22 protein-coding genes are annotated in these 23,359 nt (G+C 56.2%); 18 read left to right on the top strand and 4 right to left on the bottom strand.

The annotated features are described in order from the left end of the window. The first annotated feature begins 167 nt into the window (after window positions 1-167). Entirely contained in the window at window positions 168-797 is a 630-nt protein-coding gene (locus CX511_RS00770) for a response regulator transcription factor (protein WP_045186362.1), read from the top strand. A 303-nt stretch (window positions 798-1,100) separates the two neighbouring features. On the opposite strand, the gene gyrB is transcribed toward CX511_RS00770, so the two are convergent. From gyrB to dnaA, 4 genes are read right to left on the bottom strand one after another with little or no spacing between them, the layout of a single operon-like run. Continuing rightward, the gene (gene gyrB / locus CX511_RS00765; RefSeq protein ID WP_045186361.1) at window positions 1,101-3,518 is read right to left on the bottom strand and encodes a DNA topoisomerase (ATP-hydrolyzing) subunit B; all 2,418 of its coding nucleotides are present in this window, start codon (window positions 3,516-3,518) and stop codon (window positions 1,101-1,103) included. Between the two features lie 4 nt (window positions 3,519-3,522). Next, on the bottom strand, window positions 3,523-4,626 hold the full coding sequence (recF, locus tag CX511_RS00760) for a DNA replication/repair protein RecF (protein ID WP_045186360.1): 1,104 nt from the start codon (window positions 4,624-4,626) through the stop codon (window positions 3,523-3,525). A gap of 19 nt (window positions 4,627-4,645) precedes the next feature. Then, window positions 4,646-5,749, bottom strand: a complete 1,104-nt coding sequence (dnaN, locus tag CX511_RS00755; protein WP_045186359.1) for a DNA polymerase III subunit beta — start codon at window positions 5,747-5,749, stop codon at window positions 4,646-4,648. Between the two features lie 39 nt (window positions 5,750-5,788). After that, window positions 5,789-7,303, bottom strand: a complete 1,515-nt coding sequence (dnaA, locus tag CX511_RS00750) for a chromosomal replication initiator protein DnaA (protein WP_045186357.1) — start codon at window positions 7,301-7,303, stop codon at window positions 5,789-5,791. 580 nt (window positions 7,304-7,883) lie between these two features. Here dnaA and rpmH point away from each other — a divergent pair. The 17 genes from rpmH (at window position 7,884) to atpD (ending at window position 23,357) form a co-directional block, all read left to right on the top strand. Continuing rightward, on the top strand, window positions 7,884-8,018 hold the full coding sequence (gene rpmH, locus CX511_RS00745) for a 50S ribosomal protein L34 (RefSeq protein WP_002551315.1): 135 nt from the start codon (window positions 7,884-7,886) through the stop codon (window positions 8,016-8,018). A 13-nt stretch (window positions 8,019-8,031) separates the two neighbouring features. Beyond that, entirely contained in the window at window positions 8,032-8,436 is a 405-nt protein-coding gene (gene rnpA, locus CX511_RS00740; RefSeq protein WP_045186563.1) for a ribonuclease P protein component, read from the top strand. Beyond that, window positions 8,429-8,674 carry a membrane protein insertion efficiency factor YidD gene (yidD, locus tag CX511_RS00735; RefSeq protein WP_082071379.1) on the top strand — a complete coding sequence of 82 codons (246 nt, stop codon included), beginning with the start codon at window positions 8,429-8,431 and terminating at the stop codon, window positions 8,672-8,674. Before rnpA ends, yidD begins: the two co-directional genes overlap by 8 nt. Window positions 8,675-8,676: 2 nt before the next feature. Continuing rightward, the gene (gene yidC, locus CX511_RS00730) at window positions 8,677-10,359 is read left to right on the top strand and encodes a membrane protein insertase YidC (RefSeq protein WP_101293839.1); all 1,683 of its coding nucleotides are present in this window, start codon (window positions 8,677-8,679) and stop codon (window positions 10,357-10,359) included. A gap of 83 nt (window positions 10,360-10,442) precedes the next feature. After that, complete coding sequence (gene mnmE, locus CX511_RS00725) at window positions 10,443-11,813, top strand: tRNA uridine-5-carboxymethylaminomethyl(34) synthesis GTPase MnmE (RefSeq protein WP_101293840.1); 1,371 nt, start codon at window positions 10,443-10,445, stop codon at window positions 11,811-11,813. A 516-nt stretch (window positions 11,814-12,329) separates the two neighbouring features. Further along, entirely contained in the window at window positions 12,330-14,222 is a 1,893-nt protein-coding gene (gene mnmG, locus CX511_RS00720; protein ID WP_101293841.1) for a tRNA uridine-5-carboxymethylaminomethyl(34) synthesis enzyme MnmG, read from the top strand. Beyond that, on the top strand, window positions 14,219-14,863 hold the full coding sequence (rsmG, locus tag CX511_RS00715; protein ID WP_045186350.1) for a 16S rRNA (guanine(527)-N(7))-methyltransferase RsmG: 645 nt from the start codon (window positions 14,219-14,221) through the stop codon (window positions 14,861-14,863). Before mnmG ends, rsmG begins: the two co-directional genes overlap by 4 nt. Before the next feature lie 18 nt (window positions 14,864-14,881). Continuing rightward, window positions 14,882-15,673: a ParA family protein gene (locus CX511_RS00710; protein WP_045186348.1), complete on the top strand. Its 792-nt coding sequence runs from the start codon at window positions 14,882-14,884 to the stop codon at window positions 15,671-15,673. Between the two features lie 9 nt (window positions 15,674-15,682). Next, window positions 15,683-16,555: a ParB/RepB/Spo0J family partition protein gene (locus tag CX511_RS00705; protein ID WP_045186346.1), complete on the top strand. Its 873-nt coding sequence runs from the start codon at window positions 15,683-15,685 to the stop codon at window positions 16,553-16,555. Between the two features lie 149 nt (window positions 16,556-16,704). Continuing rightward, entirely contained in the window at window positions 16,705-17,112 is a 408-nt protein-coding gene (locus CX511_RS00700) for a F0F1 ATP synthase subunit I (RefSeq protein WP_101293842.1), read from the top strand. A 16-nt stretch (window positions 17,113-17,128) separates the two neighbouring features. Next, window positions 17,129-17,998, top strand: a complete 870-nt coding sequence (gene atpB / locus CX511_RS00695; RefSeq protein ID WP_038616144.1) for a F0F1 ATP synthase subunit A — start codon at window positions 17,129-17,131, stop codon at window positions 17,996-17,998. Between the two features lie 143 nt (window positions 17,999-18,141). Beyond that, window positions 18,142-18,399, top strand: a complete 258-nt coding sequence (gene atpE, locus CX511_RS00690; protein WP_003097235.1) for a F0F1 ATP synthase subunit C — start codon at window positions 18,142-18,144, stop codon at window positions 18,397-18,399. A gap of 57 nt (window positions 18,400-18,456) precedes the next feature. Next, window positions 18,457-18,927, top strand: coding sequence for a F0F1 ATP synthase subunit B (locus tag CX511_RS00685; RefSeq protein WP_028942553.1), 471 nt, complete (start codon window positions 18,457-18,459; stop codon window positions 18,925-18,927). Window positions 18,928-18,939: 12 nt separating this feature from the next. Further along, window positions 18,940-19,476: a F0F1 ATP synthase subunit delta gene (locus CX511_RS00680; protein WP_045186339.1), complete on the top strand. Its 537-nt coding sequence runs from the start codon at window positions 18,940-18,942 to the stop codon at window positions 19,474-19,476. A 21-nt stretch (window positions 19,477-19,497) separates the two neighbouring features. After that, complete coding sequence (atpA, locus tag CX511_RS00675; protein ID WP_045186337.1) at window positions 19,498-21,042, top strand: F0F1 ATP synthase subunit alpha; 1,545 nt, start codon at window positions 19,498-19,500, stop codon at window positions 21,040-21,042. 50 nt (window positions 21,043-21,092) lie between these two features. Then, window positions 21,093-21,953: a F0F1 ATP synthase subunit gamma gene (gene atpG, locus CX511_RS00670; protein ID WP_028942550.1), complete on the top strand. Its 861-nt coding sequence runs from the start codon at window positions 21,093-21,095 to the stop codon at window positions 21,951-21,953. A gap of 27 nt (window positions 21,954-21,980) precedes the next feature. Then, window positions 21,981-23,357, top strand: coding sequence for a F0F1 ATP synthase subunit beta (gene atpD / locus CX511_RS00665; RefSeq protein WP_045186335.1), 1,377 nt, complete (start codon window positions 21,981-21,983; stop codon window positions 23,355-23,357). The last annotated feature ends 2 nt before the right edge of the window (window positions 23,358-23,359 follow it).

The following is a 23,359-nucleotide window of genomic DNA, read 5'->3' as shown; positions in this document are numbered from 1 at the left end:
GCAAAATCCGGAGCCTTTACAAAAAATCCTCAGTACTTCTTAATATATAGATGGATTACGGTTTTAGGTCGTTCTAAATGTGGAATCCTATCGACTGCTCAGCGCAACGAACGTTAATCAGTTCCACTGGAAGCCGAAACTCCAATATTTTGTCAGTGATGTGAAAAATGAAAAGAGCATTGATTGTCGATGATCATCCAGTCATTAGATCCGCACTAAGAATTTCGTTGACTAACCATGGTCTGGAAGTTGTCGGCGACACCGATAATGGCGTTGATGCCGTGGGCCTTGTCAGACAGCTTCAGCCAGACATAGTGATTCTCGATATTGGCATTCCGAAGCAAGATGGCCTGGAAGTCATCACTCGGATTCGCGCTCAGGAGCAGCCGGTATTAATCCTGGTGTTCACCTCACTGCCAGTGGACGTCTATCTCAACCGCTGCATAGCGCTCGGTGCCAATGGTTTTGTCAGCAAGGAGGAAAATATGCATAGCCTGAACAATGCAATCACCGCCTTGCTTGATGGCTATTCATACTTCCCGAACCGCTCCTTGAACGCTTCAAGCGTAAGTGAGATCAAAGCCGGTGATGCGGCTCGGGTAAGGAAGCTCACAGACAGAGAAGTGGTGATTCTGCAACAGCTTGCACTGGGCTATAGCAACAAGGTTATCGCGGAAAAGATGTTGCTCAGCAACAAGACCATTAGCACCTATAAGACCAGAATATTACGCAAAATTAATGCTGACTCGTTCTTGGAGCTCGTTGATTTCGCCAAGCGCAACAACATGATCAGCTAGGTACTTATTGAAATCTCATACTAGAGGCTTCTGATTGGTAATGATAAATAGGGCGGAATTTCTTGAATGAATTCCGCCTTATTTTTTGAGCCTCCGCTTGTACTCCCCTCACATGGGCACTTCACAGCAAAGAGAAAGGCCAGCCCACTAAGACAGGGTAGGGCAGTAAAAAACCATAGGAAATAGACACAAAAAGGCCCGCTTTCGCGGGCCTTTTTGCGTGACCGACCAGACGTTTAGCCTGTGCCTGAGCGGTCACTCTTCTGTGAGGTCGCGTCACTATTTCGCGAACCTACATCCTAATCAGAAGTCCAGATTCGACACCGCCAGGGCGTTGCTTTCAATGAACTCACGACGCGGCTCAACGGCGTCGCCCATCAGGGTATTGAAGATCTGATCGGCAGCGATCGCATCCTCAATGGTCACCTTAAGCATACGGCGCACGGTTGGGTCCATGGTGGTTTCCCACAGTTGATCAGGGTTCATCTCACCCAGACCTTTGTAGCGCTGGATGGTGTGACGCTTGGTGCTTTCGGTCATCAACCAGTCGAGCGCTTCCTTGAACTCAGTGATCGCCTTCTTGCGCTCGCCACGTTGCACATAGGCACCTTCGCCGAGCAGGGTGCTCAACTGCGCGCCCAGAGCAGTGACGGTGCGGTAGTCGTTACTACCGAAGAAGTCACGGTTGAAGGTGACATAGCTGGCCAGGCCATGGGAGGTGATTTCCACTTCCGGCAGCCAGACATTACGTTCCTTGTCTTCACGCAGGCTGGCCTTGTACAGCAGGCCGGACTTCTCGCTGATACGCAGACGCTCTTCGAACTTGCCCAACCACTCCTGCATGGCAGCGTGGTCAGCCAGCTGCTCCAGGGAAACGGCCGGCAGGTAGATGAAGTGCTCGGTCAGCTCCTGAGGATACAGGCGCGACAGACGCTTGAGGGTCTTCATCACGGTACGGAATTCGTTGACCAGGCGCTCCAGCTCAACACCGGAAACCGGTGGTGCCGATTCGTCCAGGTGCAGGCTGGCGTCTTCCAGAGCCGACTGGGTCATGTACTCTTCCATGGCCTCATCGTCTTTGATGTACTGCTCCTGCTTACCTTTCTTAACCTTGTACAGCGGCGGCTGCGCGATGTAGATATAACCACGCTCAACCAGTTCCGGCAGCTGACGGAAGAAGAAGGTCAGCAACAGGGTACGAATGTGCGAACCGTCAACGTCAGCATCGGTCATGATGATGATGTTGTGATAACGCAGTTTGTCGATGTTGTACTCTTCGCGACCAATACCACAGCCCAGTGCAGTGATCAGCGTACCGACTTCCTGGGACGAGATCATCTTGTCGAAACGCGCTTTCTCGACGTTGAGGATCTTACCCTTGAGCGGCAGGATCGCCTGGGTTTTGCGGTTACGACCTTGCTTGGCCGAACCACCTGCGGAGTCACCCTCCACCAGGTACAGTTCAGAGAGGGCAGGGTCCTTCTCTTGGCAGTCAGCCAGTTTGCCCGGCAAGCCTGCAATATCCAGCGCACCTTTGCGGCGGGTCATTTCCCGCGCTTTACGCGCTGCTTCACGAGCACGTGCAGCATCGATCATCTTGCCGACAACCGCTTTGGCTTCGTTCGGGTTTTCCAGCAGGAAGTCGGAGAAGAACTTGCCCATCTCCTGCTCCACGGCGGTTTTCACCTCCGAGGAAACCAGCTTGTCTTTGGTCTGCGAGCTGAACTTAGGATCTGGAACCTTCACCGAGATGATCGCGGTCAGACCTTCACGGGCGTCGTCACCCGTGGTCGATACCTTGTTCTTCTTGGCCAGGCCTTCCTGCTCAATGTAGTTGTTCAGGTTACGGGTCAATGCCGAGCGGAAACCAACCAGGTGAGTACCACCGTCACGCTGCGGAATGTTGTTGGTGAAGCACAACAGGTTCTCGTTGAAACTGTCGTTCCACTGCAGGGCGATTTCTACGCCCACACCGTCTTCGCGTTGAACGCTGAAGTGGAATACCTGGTTGACCGGAGTCTTGTTGGTGTTCAGGTATTCAACGAAGGCACGCAGGCCCCCTTCGTACTTGAAGTGCTCTTCCTTGCCCGAGCGCTCATCCTTCAGCAGGATGCCAACACCAGAGTTAAGGAAAGACAGTTCACGAATCCGCTTGGCCAAGATGTCCCAGCTGAAGTGGATATTCTTGAAGGTCTCAGACGACGGCTTGAAATGGATATGGGTACCGGTGGTTTCACTGTCACCAACGATTTTCATCGGGGCTTGTGGAACACCATGAACGTAAGTCTGTTCCCAAATCTTGCCACTGCGGCGAACAGTCAGAATCAGCTGTTCAGAGAGGGCGTTAACTACAGACACACCTACACCGTGCAGACCGCCGGATACTTTGTAGGAGTTGTCGTCGAACTTACCGCCAGCGTGCAGGACGGTCATGATGACCTCGGCGGCGGATACGCCTTCCTCTTTGTGCACGTCGACTGGAATGCCGCGACCGTTGTCGCGAACACTAATGGATTCGTCCGGGTGAATGATTACGGTAATGTCATCACAGTGGCCGGCGAGTGCTTCGTCGATCGAGTTATCGACCACCTCGAACACCATGTGGTGCAGGCCGCTACCATCATCGGTGTCGCCAATGTACATACCGGGACGCTTGCGCACGGCATCTAGCCCTTTCAGCACTTTAATGCTGGAGGAGTCGTACGTTTGATTTTCGCTCATGCCTTCACTCCCGATGGTCGTGGGTCTGGGTGATACGGCCCTGTTCCACGTGGAACAAAGCAACTGGCGTTTCCGTCTGCCAGCCTTCCCTCAATAATTCGTGATCTACACAGGTGATAAACACCTGGCAGCGTAAGTCTTCCAACAAGCGACAAAGTGCGCGGCGGTGCTGCTCGTCCAACTCGGACGGCAGGTCATCCACTAGATAAATACATTGGCCGCGTCGAGCCTGGCTAACCAAATGTCCTTGGGCGATGCGCAATGCACAGACCACAAGTTTCTGCTGGCCCCGAGACAAAATATCGGCGGCGTTATGAGCGCCTAGCCTCAGACGTAAATCAGCGCGTTGTGGCCCGGCCTGGGTATGGCCCATGTGCTGATCACGTTGTAAGGACGAAGCGAGTACTTCACTGAGTTCTCGATCCTTGTCCCAGCCACGGTAATAGCTCAGGGTCAGCCCTTCGAGTTCGACCAAATCGCTCAGGGTTTGCTCAAAGACGGGCTTCAAGGCCTTGATGTAATTTCGGCGGTATTCATCTATTTCAGCACTGGCCAGGCACAGTTCCCGGTCCCAAGCCGCTTGCGAAACAGCGTCAAGTGTACCATGCCGCAACCATGAGTTCCGCTGCCGCAAAGCCTTCTGCAGGCGTTGCCATGTGGCCATGAAGCGTGGTTCCACGTGGAACACACCCCAATCAAGGAACTGTCGGCGGATTTTCGGCGCGCCTTCGAGTAAGCGAAAGCTGTCCGGATTGATCAATTGCAGCGGCAGAATCTCTGCTAATTGCGCTGCACTTCGGGCGTTCTGCCCGTCAATTCGAATGGTGAACTCACCTTGCCGGTCCCGCGAAATCCCCAGGTTGCTGGAACCGCCCTCGCTCAGCTCGACCTGTCCAAAGACGGTACACGCCAATTGCTCATACTGGATGACAGGCGTCAGGCGAGTACTGCGAAAGGAGCGGGCCAGGCCCAACAGATGAACGGCTTCAAGCACGCTGGTTTTACCGCTGCCGTTAGCGCCGTACAGGATATTGATGCGGGGGGAGGGAGAGAAAGTCACCGGGTGCAGGTTACGCACCGCGGTGACAGAAACGCGACTGAGGGACATCTAGAGTCTGCTGAACAAATTACAGACGCATCGGCATGACAACGTAAGCCGAGTCGTCGTTATCGGCTTCCTGCAGCAGCGCGCTGCTGTTGGAATCCGACAGGATCAGGCGAACTTGCTCAGTGGTCATGACGCCCAGTACGTCGAGCAAGTAGCTGACGTTAAAGCCGATCTCCAGCGAGCTACCGTTGTAGTCAACGCTGATTTCTTCTTCCGCTTCTTCCTGCTCTGGGTTGTTCGCCTGGATCTTCAACTGACCATTGGCCAGTTGCAGACGAATACCGCGGTACTTCTCGTTGGACAAAATGGCAGTACGGCTAAACGCTTCACGCAGCGCTTGGCGATCACCGATTACCAGTTTGTCGCCGCCTTTAGGCAAAACACGCTCGTAGTCCGGGAACTTGCCATCGACCAGCTTGGAGGTGAAGGTGAATTCACCCGTGGTGGCGCGGATGTGGTGTTGACCCAGAACGATGCTGACCATGCCATCAGGCTCGGTAAGCAAACGTGCCAACTCAAGGATACCTTTACGCGGCACGATGACCTGGTGACGGTCAGCCTGGCCGATATCAGCCGTCATCGAGCACATAGCCAGACGGTGACCGTCGGTGGCCACAGCACGCAGGGTGTTGGTCGACACTTCCAGCAGCATACCGTTGAGGTAGTAACGCACGTCCTGCTGGGCCATGGCGAAGCTGGTGCGTTCGATCAGACGACGCAGACGGCTCTGCTCAAGGTTGCAGGTCAGCGAACCTGGGCCTTCTTCAACAGTCGGGAAGTCGTTGGCTGGCAGGGTCGACAGGGTGAAACGGCTGCGCCCAGCCTTGACCACGATCTTCTGCTCATCGAGCTTGATGTCGATCAGCGCGTCGTTGGGCAAGCTCTTGCAGATGTCCATCAGCTTGCGCGCAGGCACAGTGATCTCGCCGGGTTCGGCGGGCTCTTCCAGTTGGACTCGGCCAACCAGTTCCACTTCCAGGTCAGTACCGGTCAGGGAAAGCTGCTGCCCCTGAACAACCAGCAGTACGTTAGACAGTACTGGCAAGGTCTGGCGGCGCTCGACGACGCCTGCGACCAGTTGCAGGGGTTTCAACAGGGCTTCGCGTTGAATGGTGAAATGCATGGTCTAGTCCCTTGCCTTAATAAGCTGCGCTGACGTCAATCACGTCGTCAGAGTCCGCAGCAGGTTCTTGTAGTCCTCGCGGATATCCGCGTCGGATTCCTTGAGTTCGTTGATCTTGCGGCACGCGTGCAACACCGTGGTGTGGTCGCGGCCGCCAAAGACATCACCGATTTCCGGCAGGCTATGGTTGGTCAGCTCCTTGGACAGGGCCATGGCCACCTGACGCGGCCGGGCAACCGAACGGGAGCGCCGTTTGGACAGCAGATCGGAAATCTTGATCTTGTAGTACTCGGCAACGGTGCGCTGGATGTTATCCACACTCACCAGCTTGTCCTGCAATGCCAGAAGATCCTTGAGCGATTCACGAATCAGCTCAATGGTGATGTCGCGTCCCATAAAGTGCGAATGAGCGATAACCCGCTTCAAAGCACCTTCAAGTTCACGGACGTTAGAGCGAATGCGTTGAGCAATAAAGAAGGCCGCATCATGGGGCAAGTCTACCTTGGCCTGGTCGGCTTTCTTCATCAAGATCGCAACGCGAGTTTCCAGCTCTGGGGGTTCGACGGCTACTGTCAGGCCCCAGCCGAAACGCGACTTCAGACGTTCTTCCAGCCCTTCAATTTCTTTCGGATAACGGTCACTGGTGAGAATCACCTGCTGACCGCCTTCGAGCAGGGCGTTAAAGGTGTGGAAAAACTCTTCCTGGGATCGCTCTTTGCGGGCAAAGAACTGAATGTCATCGATGAGCAGGGCATCGACCGAGCGGTAGAAGCGCTTGAACTCGTTGATGGCATTGAGCTGCAGCGCCTTGACCATGTCCGCAACAAAACGCTCGGAATGCAGGTAGACCACCTTCGCATTCGGGTTCTTCTTGAGCAGATGGTTACCCACAGCATGCATCAAGTGCGTTTTACCCAAACCTACGCCGCCATAAAGGAACAGCGGGTTGTAGCCATGCTTGGGATTGTCGGCGACCTGCCAGGCAGCCGCACGGGCCAACTGGTTGGACTTACCTTCGACGAAGTTTTCGAAGGTGAAAGTGCGGTTCAGGTAGCTGGTGTGCTTAAGCGCACCCTCGACCTGCACCGTACGTTGCTCGGTACGGCCACTTGGCACCGGAGCAGCATTGGACTCACCCATGGAGTCGAAGCTGTCACGCGAAGGCGCTTGCTCGACTTCAGCCACCGTCGGGGCAGCCACAGGCGCGGCGACGGGTTCGTTGACCACGGCCGTTTGTGCAGCCTGCGCCTGAGAGGCGGCAACGGCGGCAGCCAATGGCGCATTAGGGGCGGCACGCGGCGTTGAGCTACGTCTGCTGCCTATTAATAAGGAAAGGGCAGGCGCGATGCCGTTGCCATGCTCGCCCAACAGCTCGAGCAGACGGCTTAGGTACTTTTCATTGACCCAATCGAGAACGAAGCGGTTGGGCGCGTAGACGCGCAACTCGTCGCCTTCGGCTTCGACCTGTAGCGGACGGATCCAGGTGTTGAATTGCTGGGCAGGCAGTTCATCGCGCAGAAGCTCCACGCACTGCTGCCAAAGTTCCACTGACACGGATATCCCCTGAGTTGAAAGCCGGTGAGGCAAAAACAAGCCCCCATTGTACCGAGCACCAGCGCAGTTATCCACATGCAGCTGCGTTGAGGATGGCGATAAATCAGCAGCTTAGTGACCAAAATGACCTTTTCGCGCTGTGAATAAGCTCTGTGGATAACCGCACCTGAGGCCTTTGCACAACTGGGGGTTGAAATCAGTGGATAACCGGCCTGTGGATAACCACCGATTTGATCCACAGCTTTTCCGAGGCTTCGACACAGCCAGAGCACCTCTTCTCGACAAGGTTTCAGTTCTCTGTACATAACGTAAATAAAGGCCTGTGGCACTTTATCCACAGATATCTTCCACATAAGCTTTATAAGATTTACAGAAAAGCTTTAAATAATTCCTCTCTCTTTTTTTATGTTTAAGCGTGTGATGGTTCTCCTTCCTCGACCTTTCCCTGAAAACCGACGATTTCCCGTCTATAAGGAAAAGCTGGTTGGAAATTGACCTATGGCCGCGCTTTCTCTAGAATCGCCGGTCTCTTAAAACGGGGGCCATTCCGGCCCGTAGTCGACGAACCAGGTAACACGCCATGAAACGTACTTTCCAACCAAGCACCATCAAGCGCGCTCGCACTCACGGTTTCCGTGCCCGTATGGCCACCAAGAACGGTCGTGCCGTTCTGTCGCGTCGCCGTGCCAAAGGCCGTAAGCGCCTGGCAGTTTGATTTTTCGGCACTGGTGGTGAGTCAGGACTTCAGTCGGGAAAAGCGTCTGCTTATCCCCCGACACTTCAAAGCGGTCTTCGACTCCCCAACCGGCAAGGTTCCAGGGAAAAACCTGCTGCTCCTTGCCCGCGAGAACGGTCTGGATCACCCCCGTCTGGGGCTTGTGATCGGGAAAAAGAGCGTCAAGCTCTCCGTTCAACGCAATCGCCTGAAACGCCTGATGCGCGATTCGTTTCGCCTGAACCAGCACTTGCTTGCTGGTTGGGATATCGTGATCGTCGCGCGCAAAGGGTTGGGCGAGATTGAAAACCCAGAATTGCACCAACATTTTGGCAAGCTCTGGAAGCGCCTCGCACGCAGTCGGCCCGCTCCAGTGGTTAACACCGACTCTGTGGGGGTAGACAGTCAAGATGCGTAAACTGGCACTCGTTCCGATCCAGTTTTACCGCTATGCCATTAGTCCTCTGATGGCCAGTCACTGTCGTTTCTACCCCAGTTGCTCCTGTTACGCGTTAGAAGCCATCGAAAACCATGGTCTTTTACGTGGCGGGTGGCTAACCGTTCGTCGCCTGGGGCGTTGTCATCCGTGGAATGCCGGCGGTTTTGACCCGGTTCCGCCAGCTCCCTCTTCCCGTTCTTCTTCGATAGCCGAGTAATCATGGATATTAAACGCACGATCCTGATCGTCGCCCTGGCAATCGTGTCCTACGTCATGGTCCTTAACTGGAACCAGGACTATGGCCAGGCTGCCCTGCCGACTCAGAATACTGCTGCCAGCAACGCTGCCCCGGCATTGCCGGACACCGCGAAGGCCGGCAACACTGGCGCCAGCGCCGATGTGCCGAGTGCCAACGCTGAATCCAGCCCTGCCGAACTGGCTCCGGTTGTCGTCAGCAAAGACCTGATTCGGGTCAAAACTGACGTCCTCGACCTGGCTATCGACCCGAACGGTGGTGACATCGCCCAGCTGATGCTGCCTAAGTATCCGCGCCGCCAAGACCATCCGGACATTCCGTTCCAGCTGTTCGACAACGGTAGTGAGCGTACTTACCTGGCTCAAAGCGGCCTGACCGGCGCCAATGGCCCGGATGCCCGCCCAACAGGTCGTCCGCTGTACGCCGCTGATCAGAAAAGTTATCAACTGGTTGATGGCCAGGACCAACTGGTCGTCGACCTGAAGTTCAGCGATAACGGCGTCAACTACATCAAGCGCTTCAGCTTCAAGCGCGGTGAGTACGACCTGACCGTTACCTACCTGATCGACAACCAGAGCGCACAGCCTTGGACCGGTAACCTGTTTGCGCAACTGAAGCGCGACGCAAGCTCGGATCCATCCTCGAGCACTGCGACCGGTACTGCGACTTACCTGGGTGCTGCCCTGTGGACAAGTTCGGAACCCTACAAAAAAGTGTCGATGAAAGACATCGACAAGGGAAATCTGAAAGAAAATGTTACTGGCGGCTGGGTAGCCTGGCTGCAGCACTACTTCGTTACTGCCTGGATTCCAAACAAGTCTGACAACAACATTGTTCAGACCCGTAAGGACAGCCAAGGTAACTACATCATCGGTTTCACTGGCCCAGCGCTGAATGTCGCCCCTGGTGCCAAGGCCGAAACCAGCACCATGCTGTACGCCGGTCCAAAGATTCAGGAGAAACTCAAAGAGTTGTCCCCAGGTCTGGAACTGACTGTCGACTACGGCATTCTGTGGTTCATCGCTCAGCCAATCTTCTGGCTGCTGCAACATATCCACAGCCTGCTCGGCAACTGGGGCTGGTCGATCATCGTCCTGACCATGCTGATCAAGCTGCTGTTCTTCCCGCTGTCCGCCGCCAGCTACAAGTCGATGGCGCGCATGCGTGCCGTGGCGCCGAAATTGGCTGCGCTGAAAGAACAACATGGCGATGACCGGCAGAAAATGTCGCAAGCCATGATGGAGCTGTACAAGAAAGAGAAGATCAACCCGCTGGGCGGCTGCTTGCCAATCCTGGTGCAAATGCCGGTCTTCCTCTCGCTGTACTGGGTGCTGCTGGAAAGCGTCGAGATGCGCCAGGCGCCATGGATGTTCTGGATCACTGACCTTTCGATCAAAGATCCGTTCTTCATTCTGCCGATCATCATGGGCGCGACCATGTTCATCCAGCAGCAACTGAACCCGACTCCACCGGATCCGATGCAGGCCAAGGTGATGAAGCTGATGCCAATCATCTTCACCTTCTTCTTCCTGTGGTTCCCAGCAGGTCTGGTGCTGTACTGGGTTGTGAACAACTGCTTGTCGATCGCACAGCAGTGGTACATCACCCGCAGCATCGAAAAAGCTACCAAGAAAGCCGCTGCTTGACGGGTTAGCCAGCTAACCTGTGGATAAACGCCCCCTCGTGGGGCGTTTTGCTATCTGTCGTTTTTGTCGTGAGGCCTTCGAGCATGAACACTGTGCGTGAAACCATTGCCGCCATTGCCACCGCCCAGGGACGTGGAGGAGTAGGTATCGTGCGGCTTTCCGGCCCCCTGGCACAACAAGCGGGCCTGGCAATCTTTGGCCGGGCGCTGACGCCGCGGCATGCCCATTACGGGCCGTTTCGCGCCGATGATGGTTTGGTCATTGATGAAGGCATCGCCTTGTTCTTCCCTGGACCCAACTCGTTCACCGGTGAAGATGTACTGGAACTCCAGGGCCATGGTGGTCCGGTGGTGTTGGATATGCTCCTGCAGCGCTGTGTACAACTGGGTTGCCGATTGGCTCGCCCAGGTGAATTCAGCGAACGTGCATTCCTCAATGACAAGCTCGACCTGGCCCAGGCCGAAGCGATTGCAGACCTTATCGAAGCCAGTTCTGCACAGGCTGCGCGCAACGCCTTGCGTTCGTTACAGGGGGAATTTTCTCGTCGTGTGGATAACCTCACCGAGAAATTGATCAGCCTGCGCATCTACGTCGAAGCCGCTATCGATTTCCCAGAGGAAGAAATCGACTTCCTCGCCGATGGCCATGTATTGAACATGCTTGATGACGTACGTACGAATTTATCCACAGTGCAGCGTGAGGCCGGGCAGGGCGCTTTGTTGCGTGATGGTATGACAGTCGTCATTGCCGGTCGGCCGAATGCTGGCAAATCGAGTCTGCTCAATGTTCTGGCCGGGCGCGAGGCAGCGATTGTCACCGATATCGCCGGCACCACCCGGGACATCTTGCGTGAACATATCCACATCGACGGTATGCCGTTGCATGTTGTCGACACGGCCGGCCTGCGCGACACCGATGATCATGTGGAAAAGATCGGTGTGGAACGTGCGCTCAAAGCTATCAATGAAGCCGATCGGGTGTTGTTGGTAGTCGATTCAACAGCACCTGAGGCCAGCGATCCATTCGCCTTATGGCCCGAGTTCCTCGATCGGCGCCCGGATCCTGCCAAGGTTACGCTGATTCGCAACAAGGCTGACCTCAGCGGCGAGGCCGTGGCCATGGAACAAAGCGAGGATGGTCACGTCACCATCACCCTCAGCGCCAAGGACACCGACATGGGCCTTGAGCTGCTACGTGATCACCTCAAAGCCTGTATGGGCTATGAGCAGACCGCCGAAAGCAGCTTCAGCGCCCGTAGGCGCCATCTGGAAGCGCTACGCCAGGCCAGTTCGCACCTGGAGCACGGTCGCGCTCAATTGACCCTGGCTGGCGCAGGTGAGCTGTTAGCCGAAGATTTGCGCCAGGCTCAGCAAGCGTTGGGTGAAATTACCGGCGCCTTCAGCTCTGACGATCTACTGGGGCGAATTTTCTCCAGCTTTTGCATCGGTAAGTAAGCACCGTTATCCACAACCGGGTCTGCAACGGACCCGGTCGCTGCACACCTTTCTTCTCATTTTCCTATCTGTCAGGACAGCCCATGCGCTGATTCTGCGTTGTCGGCTGCGCGTCTATCCACAATTGTGTGGAATAAGCCCTGTGGAAAACCCGCCTTCAGCTCCGTTGATAAGTCGCCCTCAAGGCTGGAGATAACTCCGCCTGTGGGTAAGTAGGCATTTCATCCACAGGCTTAAAGGGCTTATCCAGAACGCTCATGGCCGGTAGACCACAGGGTTTTGAATCTCTGTACATAAGGTAAATAGAGGCCTGTAGAACTTTATCCACAGAAAAGGTGGTGCATAAGAATAAACATAAAAACAAAGCTTTAATAAATTTCTCTCTTTTAATTTCTATTGCTCGCCACTCATCCACAGCCTGGTTAAATTTTGTGCAAAAGGTTCCTTTAGAGGGGGGTAAGTCCCTATACTTGTGCGTTATCCCTATCTATTCCCGAAACAGGCACGAGGTGCGTGGTGGATTTCCCTTCCCGTTTTGAAGTGATCGTCATCGGCGGCGGCCATGCCGGTACCGAGGCTGCGCTTGCGTCTGCACGCATGGGCGTAAAAACCCTGCTGTTGACCCATAACGTGGAAACCCTCGGTCATATGAGTTGCAACCCGGCTATCGGTGGTATCGGCAAGAGCCACCTGGTCAAGGAAATCGATGCGCTCGGCGGCGCTATGGCGCTGGCCACTGACAAGAGCGGTATCCAATTCCGTGTTTTGAACAACCGCAAAGGCCCAGCCGTGCGCGCTACTCGCGCCCAGGCAGACCGTGCCATCTACAAAGCGGTAGTACGTGAGATTCTTGAGAATCAACCCAACCTGTGGATATTCCAGCAGTCCTGTGATGACCTGATCGTCGAGCAGGACCAGGTACGCGGTGTGGTGACTCAAATGGGTCTGCGTTTCCTCGCGGACTCCGTGGTACTGACCACCGGGACCTTCCTCGGTGGACTTATCCACATTGGTTTGCAGAATTACTCCGGTGGTCGCGCCGGTGATCCGCCCGCGATTGCCCTGGCCCACCGTCTGCGTGAATTGCCGCTGCGCGTCGGCCGTTTGAAAACCGGCACCCCGCCGCGTATCGACGGGCGTTCTGTGGATTTCTCGGTAATGACCGAACAGCCAGGCGACACGCCGATTCCGGTGATGTCGTTCATGGGCTCCAAAGAACAGCATCCGCGCCAGGTCAGTTGCTGGATTACCCATACCAACGCCCGCACCCACGAGATCATCGCGTCGAACCTCGACCGTTCACCGATGTACTCTGGGGTTATCGAAGGCATTGGCCCGCGTTACTGCCCGTCGATCGAAGACAAGATCCATCGCTTTGCCGACAAGGAAAGCCACCAGGTGTTCATTGAGCCGGAAGGCCTGAACACCCACGAGCTGTACCCGAACGGGATATCCACATCCTTGCCGTTCGACGTACAACTGCAGATCGTCCGCTCGATCCGCGGCATGGAAAACGCGCACATCGTGCGCCCGGGTTACGCCATCGAGTACGACTACTTCGATCCGCGTGATCTCAAGTACAGCCTGGAAACCAAAGTCATTGGTGGTCTGTTCTTCGCCGGACAGATCAACGGCACCACCGGTTACGAAGAAGCCGGTGCGCAAGGTTTGCTCGCCGGTACCAACGCCGCACTGCGCGCGCAAGGCCGCGACAGCTGGTGCCCGCGTCGGGATGAGGCCTACATCGGTGTATTGGTCGACGACCTGATTACCTTGGGTACCCAGGAGCCGTACCGCATGTTCACTTCGCGCGCCGAATACCGGTTGATCCTGCGTGAAGACAACGCCGACCTGCGCCTGACCGAAAAAGGCCGCGAGCTGGGTCTGGTCGATGACCAGCGCTGGGCTGCGTTCAGCGCCAAGCGCGAAGGTATTGCCCAGGAAGAGCAACGGTTGAAATCGACCTGGGTACGTCCGGATACCGCGCAAGGTCAGGCCATCGCCGAGAAATTCGGCACGCCGCTGAGCCATGAATACAACCTGCTCAACCTGCTGACCCGTCCGGAAATCGACTACGCTGGCCTGATGGAAGTAACCGGCGGCAGCGAGATTGACCCGCAAGTGGCCGAACAGGTCGAGATCAAGACCAAATACGCCGGTTACATCGACCGGCAACAGGAAGAAATCGCTCGCTTGCGTGCCAGCGAAAATACCCGCCTGCCCGACGATATCGACTACACAGGTATTTCCGGGCTGTCCAAGGAGATCCAGAGCAAGCTCGGCCAGACCCGACCTGAGACTTTGGGCCAGGCATCGCGTATTCCCGGCGTGACCCCGGCGGCGATTTCCCTGTTGCTGATTCATCTGAAAAAACGCGGCGCTGGCCGCGAGTTGGAGCAAAGCGCTTGAGTTCTCAGGTCACCCCTCAACACGCCGAAGAGTTGTCCACAGGCGCCCGCCAGCTCGGTGTCGAGCTGAGCGAGGCCCAGCACGCGCAATTGCTGGCCTACCTGGCCTTGCTGATCAAGTGGAACAAGGCCTACAACCTGACTGCCGTACGCAATCCGGACGAAATGGTTTCCCGCCACCTGCTCGACAGCCTGAGCGTAATGCCGTTTATCCACAGCGAGCGCTGGCTGGATGTCGGCAGTGGTGGCGGCATGCCCGGCATTCCCTTGGCTATCCTGCATCCGGACAAGCAAGTCACGGTACTGGACAGCAATGGTAAGAAAACCCGCTTCCTGACCCAGGTAAAACTGGAGCTCAAGTTGGACAACCTGACAGTTATCCACAAGCGGGTCGAAGAGTTCCAACCGCCACAGCCTTTCACCGGAATTGTTTCCCGTGCTTTCAGCAGCATGGAGAACTTCACCAACTGGACGCGCCACCTGGGCGACGAACAGACGCAGTGGTTGGCAATGAAAGGGCTGCATCCTGCAGATGAGCTGGTAGCATTGCCGGCAGATTTCAGAGTGGATAGCGAGCAGGCCTTGACCGTTCCGGGTTGCCAAGGTCAGCGCCATCTGCTGATACTGCGCCGCACAGCATGATTGGGAACACAAGCAAGAATGGCTAAGGTATTCGCTATCGCGAACCAGAAAGGTGGTGTGGGCAAGACCACCACCTGTATCAACCTCGCAGCGTCGCTGGTCGCTACCAAGCGCCGGGTGCTGCTGATCGATCTCGATCCACAGGGCAACGCCACCATGGGTAGCGGTGTGGATAAACACGTCCTGGAACATTCGGTCTACGACTTGCTGATCGGTGAATGCGATCTGGCCCAGGCCATGCATTTCTCCGAGCACGGTGGTTATCAACTGCTGCCGGCCAACCGCGACCTGACCGCCGCGGAAGTGGTGCTGCTGGAAATGCAGATGAAGGAAAGTCGCCTGCGTACGGCGCTGGCGCCGATCCGCGAGAATTACGACTACATCCTGATCGACTGCCCTCCGTCGCTGTCGATGCTGACCCTCAACGCTTTGGTCGCCGCCGACGGCGTGATCATTCCGATGCAATGTGAATACTTTGCCCTGGAAGGTTTGAGCGACCTTGTGGATAACATCAAGCGGATCGGCGAGCGGTTGAACCCGCAGTTGAAAGTCGAAGGCCTGCTGCGGACCATGTACGACCCGCGCTTGAGCCTGATCAACGATGTCTCGGCTCAGCTCAAAGAGCATTTCGGCGATCAGTTGTACGACACCGTGATTCCGCGCAACATCCGCCTGGCCGAGGCACCGAGTTTCGGCATGCCAGCACTGGCCTACGACAAGCAATCGCGCGGAGCGTTGGCTTATCTGGCCCTGGCCGGGGAACTCGTACGCCGTCAGCGCCGTCCATCACGCACTGCACAAACAACTTAAGGAATCCGTATGGCCGTTAAGAAACGGGGTCTCGGACGTGGGTTGGATGCACTGCTCAGTGGTCCTACCGTCAGCGCGCTCGAAGAGCAGGCTGTGAAGGTCGACCAAAACGAACTGCAACATCTGCCGCTCGACCTGATCGAGCGCGGCAAGTATCAGCCACGCCGGGACATGGACCCGCAAGCGCTGGAAGAACTGGCGCAGTCGATCAAGAACCAGGGCGTGATGCAGCCCATTGTGGTTCGCCCGATCGGTGATAAGCGCTACGAGATCATTGCCGGTGAACGCCGCTGGCGTGCCAGCCAGCAAGCCGGGATGGAGACCATTCCGGCGATGGTGCGTGATGTGCCCGATGAAGCGGCCATTGCCATGGCCCTGATCGAGAACATTCAGCGCGAAGACCTCAACCCGGTGGAAGAGGCGATCGCTCTGCAACGTCTGCAGCAGGAGTTCCAACTGACCCAGCAGCAGGTCGCTGACGCTGTGGGTAAGTCACGGGTGACTGTGGCCAACTTGCTGCGTCTGATTTCGTTGCCGGAAGTCATCAAGACCATGCTGTCCCATGGCGACCTGGAAATGGGTCACGCTAGAGCATTGCTCGGTTTGCCGGATGAGCAGCAGGTGGAAGGGGCGCGTCATGTTGTCGCACGCGGCCTGACTGTGAGACAGACAGAAGCACTGGTTCGCCAGTGGCTCAATGGCAAGCCAGAGCCGGTCGAACCCGCCAAGCCAGACCCGGACATTACCCGGCTTGAACAGCGTCTGGCAGAGCGTTTGGGCTCGGCAGTACAGATACGTCATGGCAATAAGGGCAAAGGCCAGTTAGTTATCCGTTACAACTCGCTAGATGAGTTGCAAGGTGTGCTAGCTCACATCCGCTGAAACAATTCCTTTTGTAGCGCGTAGTCGGAAATCACTACCCGACAGTTGAATAGGGGTTAAACCGCCCCTATACTCTGCGCGCATTTTGTCGGCACAAATTATGCCAAGTCATAGCTGACTGGTTAGTCGACTTTTGAGGAGCAGTTGTGATGGAAACCCGCACGCCAAACCGCTTGCCTTTCCATCGCTGGGCGGTTTTTCCGGTACTGTTGGCTCAGTGTGTCGTGTTTTTGCTGGCAACTTTGACGTTGTGGCAGTGGCACGGGGCGGTCAGTGGATATTCAGCACTCTGCGGAGGGTTGATTGCCTGGCTGCCAAATGTGTATTTCGCCTGGAAGGCTTTTCGTTACACAGGAGCCAGGGCAGCGCAGGCTATCGTCAAGTCGTTTTACGCTGGCGAAGCAGGCAAATTGATTTTGACGGCAGTGCTTTTTGCACTGACGTTCGCAGGAGTGAAGCCATTGGCGCCGTTAGCAGTCTTCGGTGTCTTTCTGCTGACCCAGTTGGTCAGCTGGTTCGCGCCCCTGCTGATGAATATAAGACTTTCGAGACCTTAGGGCGTTTGAGGCAACCATGGCAGCAGAAACCGCTTCGGGCTATATCCAGCACCACTTGCAGAACCTGACCTTCGGTCAACTACCAGACGGCGGTTGGGGCTTTGCCCATTCCGCAGCAGAAGCCAAAGCAATGGGCTTCTGGGCTTTCCACCTGGATACCCTGGGGTGGTCGGTGGCACTGGGTCTGCTTTTCGTATTCCTGTTCCGTATGGCAGCCAAGAAGGCGACTTCCGGCCAGCCTGGCGGCCTGCAGAACTTCGTTGAAGTGATGGTTGAGTTCGTCGACGGCAGCGTCAAGGACAGCTTCCACGGTCGCAGCCCGGTGATCGCCCCACTGGCGCTGACCATTTTCGTCTGGGTCTTCCTGATGAACGCCATCGACCTGATCCCGGTCGACTGGATTCCTCAGCTGGCCATGCTGATCTCCGGTGATCCGCACATTCCGTTCCGCGCGGTCTCGACCACCGACCCGAACGCGACCCTGGCCATGGCCTTCAGCGTGTTCGCTCTGATCATTTTCTACAGCATCAAGGTCAAGGGCATCGGCGGCTTCCTCGGCGAACTGACCCTGCACCCGTTCGGCAGCAAGAACATTTTCGTTCAGATCCTGCTGATTCCGGTTAACTTCCTGCTCGAATTCGTCACCCTGATCGCCAAGCCGATCTCGCTGGCCCTGCGTCTGTTCGGCAACATGTATGCCGGCGAGCTGGTGTTCATCCTGATCGCTGTGATGTTCGGCAGCGGCCTGCTGTGGCTGAGCGGCCTGGGTGTGGTGCTGCAATGGGCGTGGGCTGTATTCCACATCCTGATCATCACCCTGCAAGCGTTCATCTTCATGATGCTTACCATCGTCTACCTGTCGATGGCTCACGAAGATAACCATTAAGACCGCCTGGCGTGTCTGATGACCCTTCTGCAGGTACTGGGGAGGGTCGAAAAAGTCCGCAAGGGCAGCTGTACCAAACGATTTTGTTTTACCGCTTCAAACTAAAAAACCTAACCAATACGACGTAAAAGTCGGGAGGAAAGATGGAAACTGTAGTTGGTCTTACCGCTATCGCTGTTGCTCTGCTGATCGGCCTGGGTGCCCTGGGTACCGCCATTGGTTTCGGCCTGCTGGGCGGCAAGTTCCTGGAAGGCGCTGCTCGCCAGCCAGAGATGGTTCCAATGCTGCAAGTTAAAATGTTCATCGTTGCCGGTCTGCTCGACGCCGTAACCATGATCGGTGTTGGTATCGCTCTGTTCTTCACCTTCGCTAATCCCTTCGTTGGTCAAATCGCCGGCTAATCACTCGAATTCTCGAGTGGTTTGGTGTGATGGACAAAGAACGAGCGAGGTGTTGGCGTGAACATTAATGCAACCCTGATTGGTCAGTCCGTTGCGTTCTTCATTTTTGTGCTGTTCTGCATGAAGTTCGTGTGGCCTCCGGTCATCGCGGCATTGCAAGAACGTCAGAAGAAGATCGCGGATGGACTGGACGCTGCCAACCGAGCAGCTCGCGACCTGGAGTTGGCCCAAGATAAAGCGGGTCAGCAACTGCGCGAAGCGAAAGCTCAGGCAGCCGAAATCATTGAGCAAGCCAAGAAACGCGGTGCTCAGATCGTCGAGGAAGCCCGTGATCAGGCCCGCGTCGAAGCTGACCGTGTGAAGGCTCAGGCTCAGGCCGAGATCGAACAGGAAATTAACAGCGTCAAAGACGCGCTGCGCGCCCAAGTGGGTAGCCTGGCCGTTGGCGGTGCTGAAAAGATCCTTGGCGCCACAATCGATCAAAACGCGCATGCGGAGCTGGTTAATAAACTGGCCGCTGAAATTTAAGCGAGGGCGATCATGGCAGAACTGACCACGTTGGCCCGACCTTACGCTAAGGCGGCCTTTGAGCACGCCCAGGCCCATCAGCAACTGGCCAATTGGTCAGCCATGCTCGGCCTGGCTGCTGCAGTGTCGGAAGACGGCACTATGCAGCGCCTGCTCAAGGCCCCGCGACTGACGAGCGCAGAAAAGGCCGCCGCGTTTATTGACGTGTGCGGTGACAAGTTTGATGTACAGGCACAGAATTTCATTCATGTTGCCGCGGAAAACGACCGCCTCCTGCTGTTGCCGGAGATTGCGGCTTTGTTCGAGCTGTATAAGGCCGAACAAGAGAAATCCGTGGACGTGGAAGTCACTAGTGCTTTTGCGTTGGACCAAGAACAGCAAGACAAACTCGCCAAGGTTCTCAGTGCACGGCTCAGCCGGGAAGTGCGCCTGCATGCGACGGAGGACGCCTCCCTTATCGGTGGTGTCGTTATCCGCGCCGGCGACCTGGTAATCGATGGCTCGGTTCGCGGCAAACTCGCGAAACTGGCCGAAGCATTGAAATCTTGAGTTTGAAGGGGCAGCAGAGCAATGCAGCAACTCAATCCTTCCGAAATTAGTGACATCATCAAGGGCCGCATCGAGAATCTCGATGTAGCCTCTCAAGCCCGCAACGAAGGTACCGTCGTCAGCGTTTCTGACGGTATCGTGCGGATTCACGGTCTGGCCGACGTCATGTACGGCGAAATGATCGAGTTTCCAGGTGGCGTGTTCGGTATGGCCCTCAACCTGGAGCAAGACTCCGTTGGTGCGGTAGTACTGGGCGCATACGACACCCTCGCTGAAGGCATGAGTGCCAAGTGCACCGGCCGCATCCTGCAGGTTCCGGTTGGTAAGGAACTGCTGGGTCGCGTAGTCGACGCACTGGGTAACCCAATCGACGGCAAAGGCCCACTGGGCAATACCGAATTCGACGCAGTCGAAAAGGTTGCTCCGGGCGTGATCTGGCGTAAGTCGGTAGACCAGCCTGTACAGACTGGCTACAAATCCGTCGACGCCATGATCCCTGTCGGCCGTGGCCAGCGTGAGCTGATCATCGGTGACCGTCAGATCGGTAAGACCGCCATGGCGATCGACGCCATCATCAACCAGAAAGACTCCGGTATTTTCTGTGTTTATGTTGCTGTCGGCCAAAAGCGTTCCACCGTTGCCAACATCGTTCGCAAGCTGGAAGAAAACGGCGCTCTGGCCAACACCATCGTGGTTGTTGCCAGTGCTTCGGAATCCGCCGCACTGCAATTCCTGGCGCCATACGCCGGTTGCACCATGGGCGAGTTCTTCCGTGACCGCGGTGAAGACGCGCTGATCGTATACGATGACCTGTCCAAGCAGGCCGTTGCCTACCGTCAGATCTCCCTGCTGCTGCGCCGTCCACCAGGACGTGAAGCGTACCCAGGTGACGTGTTCTATCTCCACTCCCGTCTGCTGGAGCGTGCATCGCGCGTTTCCGAAGAGTACGTTGAGAAGTTCACCAACGGCGCTGTAACTGGCAAGACCGGTTCCCTGACCGCACTGCCGATCATCGAAACCCAGGCTGGCGACGTTTCCGCGTTCGTTCCGACCAACGTGATTTCCATCACCGACGGTCAGATCTTCCTGGAATCGGCCATGTTCAACTCGGGCATCCGCCCTGCAGTTAACGCCGGTGTTTCGGTATCCCGTGTAGGTGGTGCCGCTCAGACCAAGATCATCAAGAAGCTCTCCGGTGGTATCCGTACCGCTCTGGCTCAGTACCGTGAGCTGGCGGCATTCGCCCAGTTCGCTTCTGACCTGGACGAAGCCACCCGTAAGCAACTCGAGCACGGTCAACGTGTTACCGAGCTGATGAAGCAGAAGCAATACGCTCCAATGTCCATCGCGGACATGGCGCTGTCGCTGTATGCCGCTGAGCGTGGGTTCCTGACCGACGTTGAAATCGCCAAAGTCGGCAGCTTTGAACAAGCGCTGATTGCTTACTTCAACCGTGATCACGCCGAACTGATGGCGAAGATCAACGTGAAGGGTGACTTCAACGACGAAATCGACGCTGGCATCAAAGCCGGTATCGAGAAGTTCAAGGCCACCCAAACCTGGTAAGCCGCAGCGGGGGCTTTGCAGCCCCCGCTTGCTAACCTGATAGGTGTTACATGGCAGGCGCAAAAGAGATTCGCAGTAAGATTGCGAGCATCAAAAGCACGCAAAAAATTACCAGCGCCATGGAAAAAGTGGCGGTCAGCAAGATGCGCAAGGCTCAAATGCGCATGGCTGCTAGCCGTCCTTACGCGGAGCGTATCCGCCAGGTTATTGGTCATCTGGCCAACGCTAACCCGGAATACCGCCACCCGTTCATGATCGACCGCCCTGTAAAGCGCGTTGGTTATGTCGTCGTGAGCAGTGACCGTGGTCTGTGCGGTGGTTTGAACACCAACCTGTTCAAGGCCCTGGTCAAGGACATGGCGGTCAACCGCGAGCAAGGGATCGAGATTGATCTTTGCGTGGTTGGCAGCAAAGGTGCGGCGTTTTTCCGCAGCTTCGGCGGTAACGTCGTTGCAGCAATCAGCCACCTGGGCGAAGAGCCGTCGATCAATGATCTGATCGGCAGCGTCAAGGTCATGCTGGACGCTTACCTGGACGGTCGTATTGATCGTCTGTCCGTGGTATCGAACAAGTTCATCAATACCATGACGCAAACTCCAACGGTCGAGCAGTTGATTCCGTTGGTTGCAACCCCGGATCAAGAACTCAAGCACCACTGGGACTACCTCTACGAACCTGACGCCAAAGAGCTGCTGGACGGCCTGATGGTGCGTTACGTGGAGTCGCAGGTCTACCAGGCGGTGGTCGAGAACAACGCAGCTGAACAAGCTGCCCGGATGATCGCGATGAAGAACGCCACCGACAACGCCGGTGATTTGATCAGCGAATTGCAGCTGATCTACAACAAGGCGCGTCAGGCTGCGATCACCCAAGAGATCTCGGAAATCGTCGGCGGCGCTGCCGCGGTTTAACGGTTCAAATATTCAGAGGATCCAGCTATGAGTAGCGGACGTATCGTTCAAATCATCGGCGCCGTCATCGACGTGGAATTCCCACGTGACAGCGTACCGAGTGTCTATAACGCGCTGAAAGTAGTTGGCGCGGAAACCACCCTGGAAGTTCAGCAGCAGCTGGGCGACGGTGTGGTTCGTACCATTGCGATGGGTTCCACCGAAGGCCTGAAACGCGGCCTGGACGTAAACGATACTGGCGCAGCGATCTCGGTACCGGTCGGTAAAGCGACCCTGGGCCGTATCATGGACGTTTTGGGTAACCCAATCGACGAAGCCGGTCCTATCGGTGAAGAAGAGCGTTGGGGCATCCACCGTGATGCGCCTTCGTTCGCTGACCAAGCAGGCGGCAACGACCTGCTGGAAACCGGCATCAAGGTTATCGACCTGGTTTGCCCGTTCGCCAAGGGTGGTAAGGTTGGTCTGTTCGGTGGTGCCGGTGTAGGCAAAACCGTAAACATGATGGAACTGATCCGTAACATCGCCATCGAGCACAGCGGTTATTCCGTGTTCGCCGGTGTGGGTGAGCGTACTCGTGAGGGTAACGACTTCTACCACGAGATGAAGGATTCCAACGTACTGGACAAGGTTGCTCTGGTATACGGCCAAATGAACGAGCCACCAGGAAACCGTCTGCGCGTAGCGCTGACCGGTCTGACCATGGCTGAGAAGTTCCGTGACGAAGGTAACGACGTTCTGCTGTTCGTCGACAACATCTATCGTTACACCCTGGCCGGTACCGAAGTATCCGCACTGCTGGGCCGTATGCCTTCGGCAGTAGGTTACCAGCCGACCCTGGCTGAAGAGATGGGCGTTCTGCAAGAGCGCATCACTTCGACCAAGGAAGGTTCGATCACCTCGATCCAGGCCGTATACGTACCTGCGGACGACCTGACTGACCCGTCGCCAGCGACTACCTTCGCCCACTTGGACGCCACCGTCGTACTGTCCCGTGACATCGCCTCCCTGGGTATCTACCCAGCGGTCGATCCACTGGACTCGACTTCGCGCCAGCTGGACCCGAACGTCATCGGCAACGAGCACTACGACACCGCTCGCGGCGTCCAGTACGTGCTGCAGCGCTACAAAGAGCTGAAGGACATCATTGCGATCCTGGGTATGGACGAACTGTCCGAATCCGACAAGCAGCTGGTATCCCGTGCTCGTAAGATTCAGCGTTTCCTGTCCCAGCCGTTCTTCGTGGCAGAAGTCTTCACCGGTTCTCCAGGCAAATACGTTTCCCTGAAAGACACCATTGCTGGCTTCAGCGGCATCCTCAAAGGTGACTACGACCACCTGCCAGAACAAGCGTTCTACATGGTCGGCGGCATCGAAGAAGCGGTCGAGAAAGCCAAGAAACTGTAATC

This window comes from Pseudomonas sp. S06B 330 (assembly GCF_002845275.2).
Classification (GTDB): domain Bacteria; phylum Pseudomonadota; class Gammaproteobacteria; order Pseudomonadales; family Pseudomonadaceae; genus Aquipseudomonas.
The sequence above is the reverse complement of the archived record's forward strand: the minus strand, read 5'-3'. Positions and strand labels throughout refer to the sequence as shown.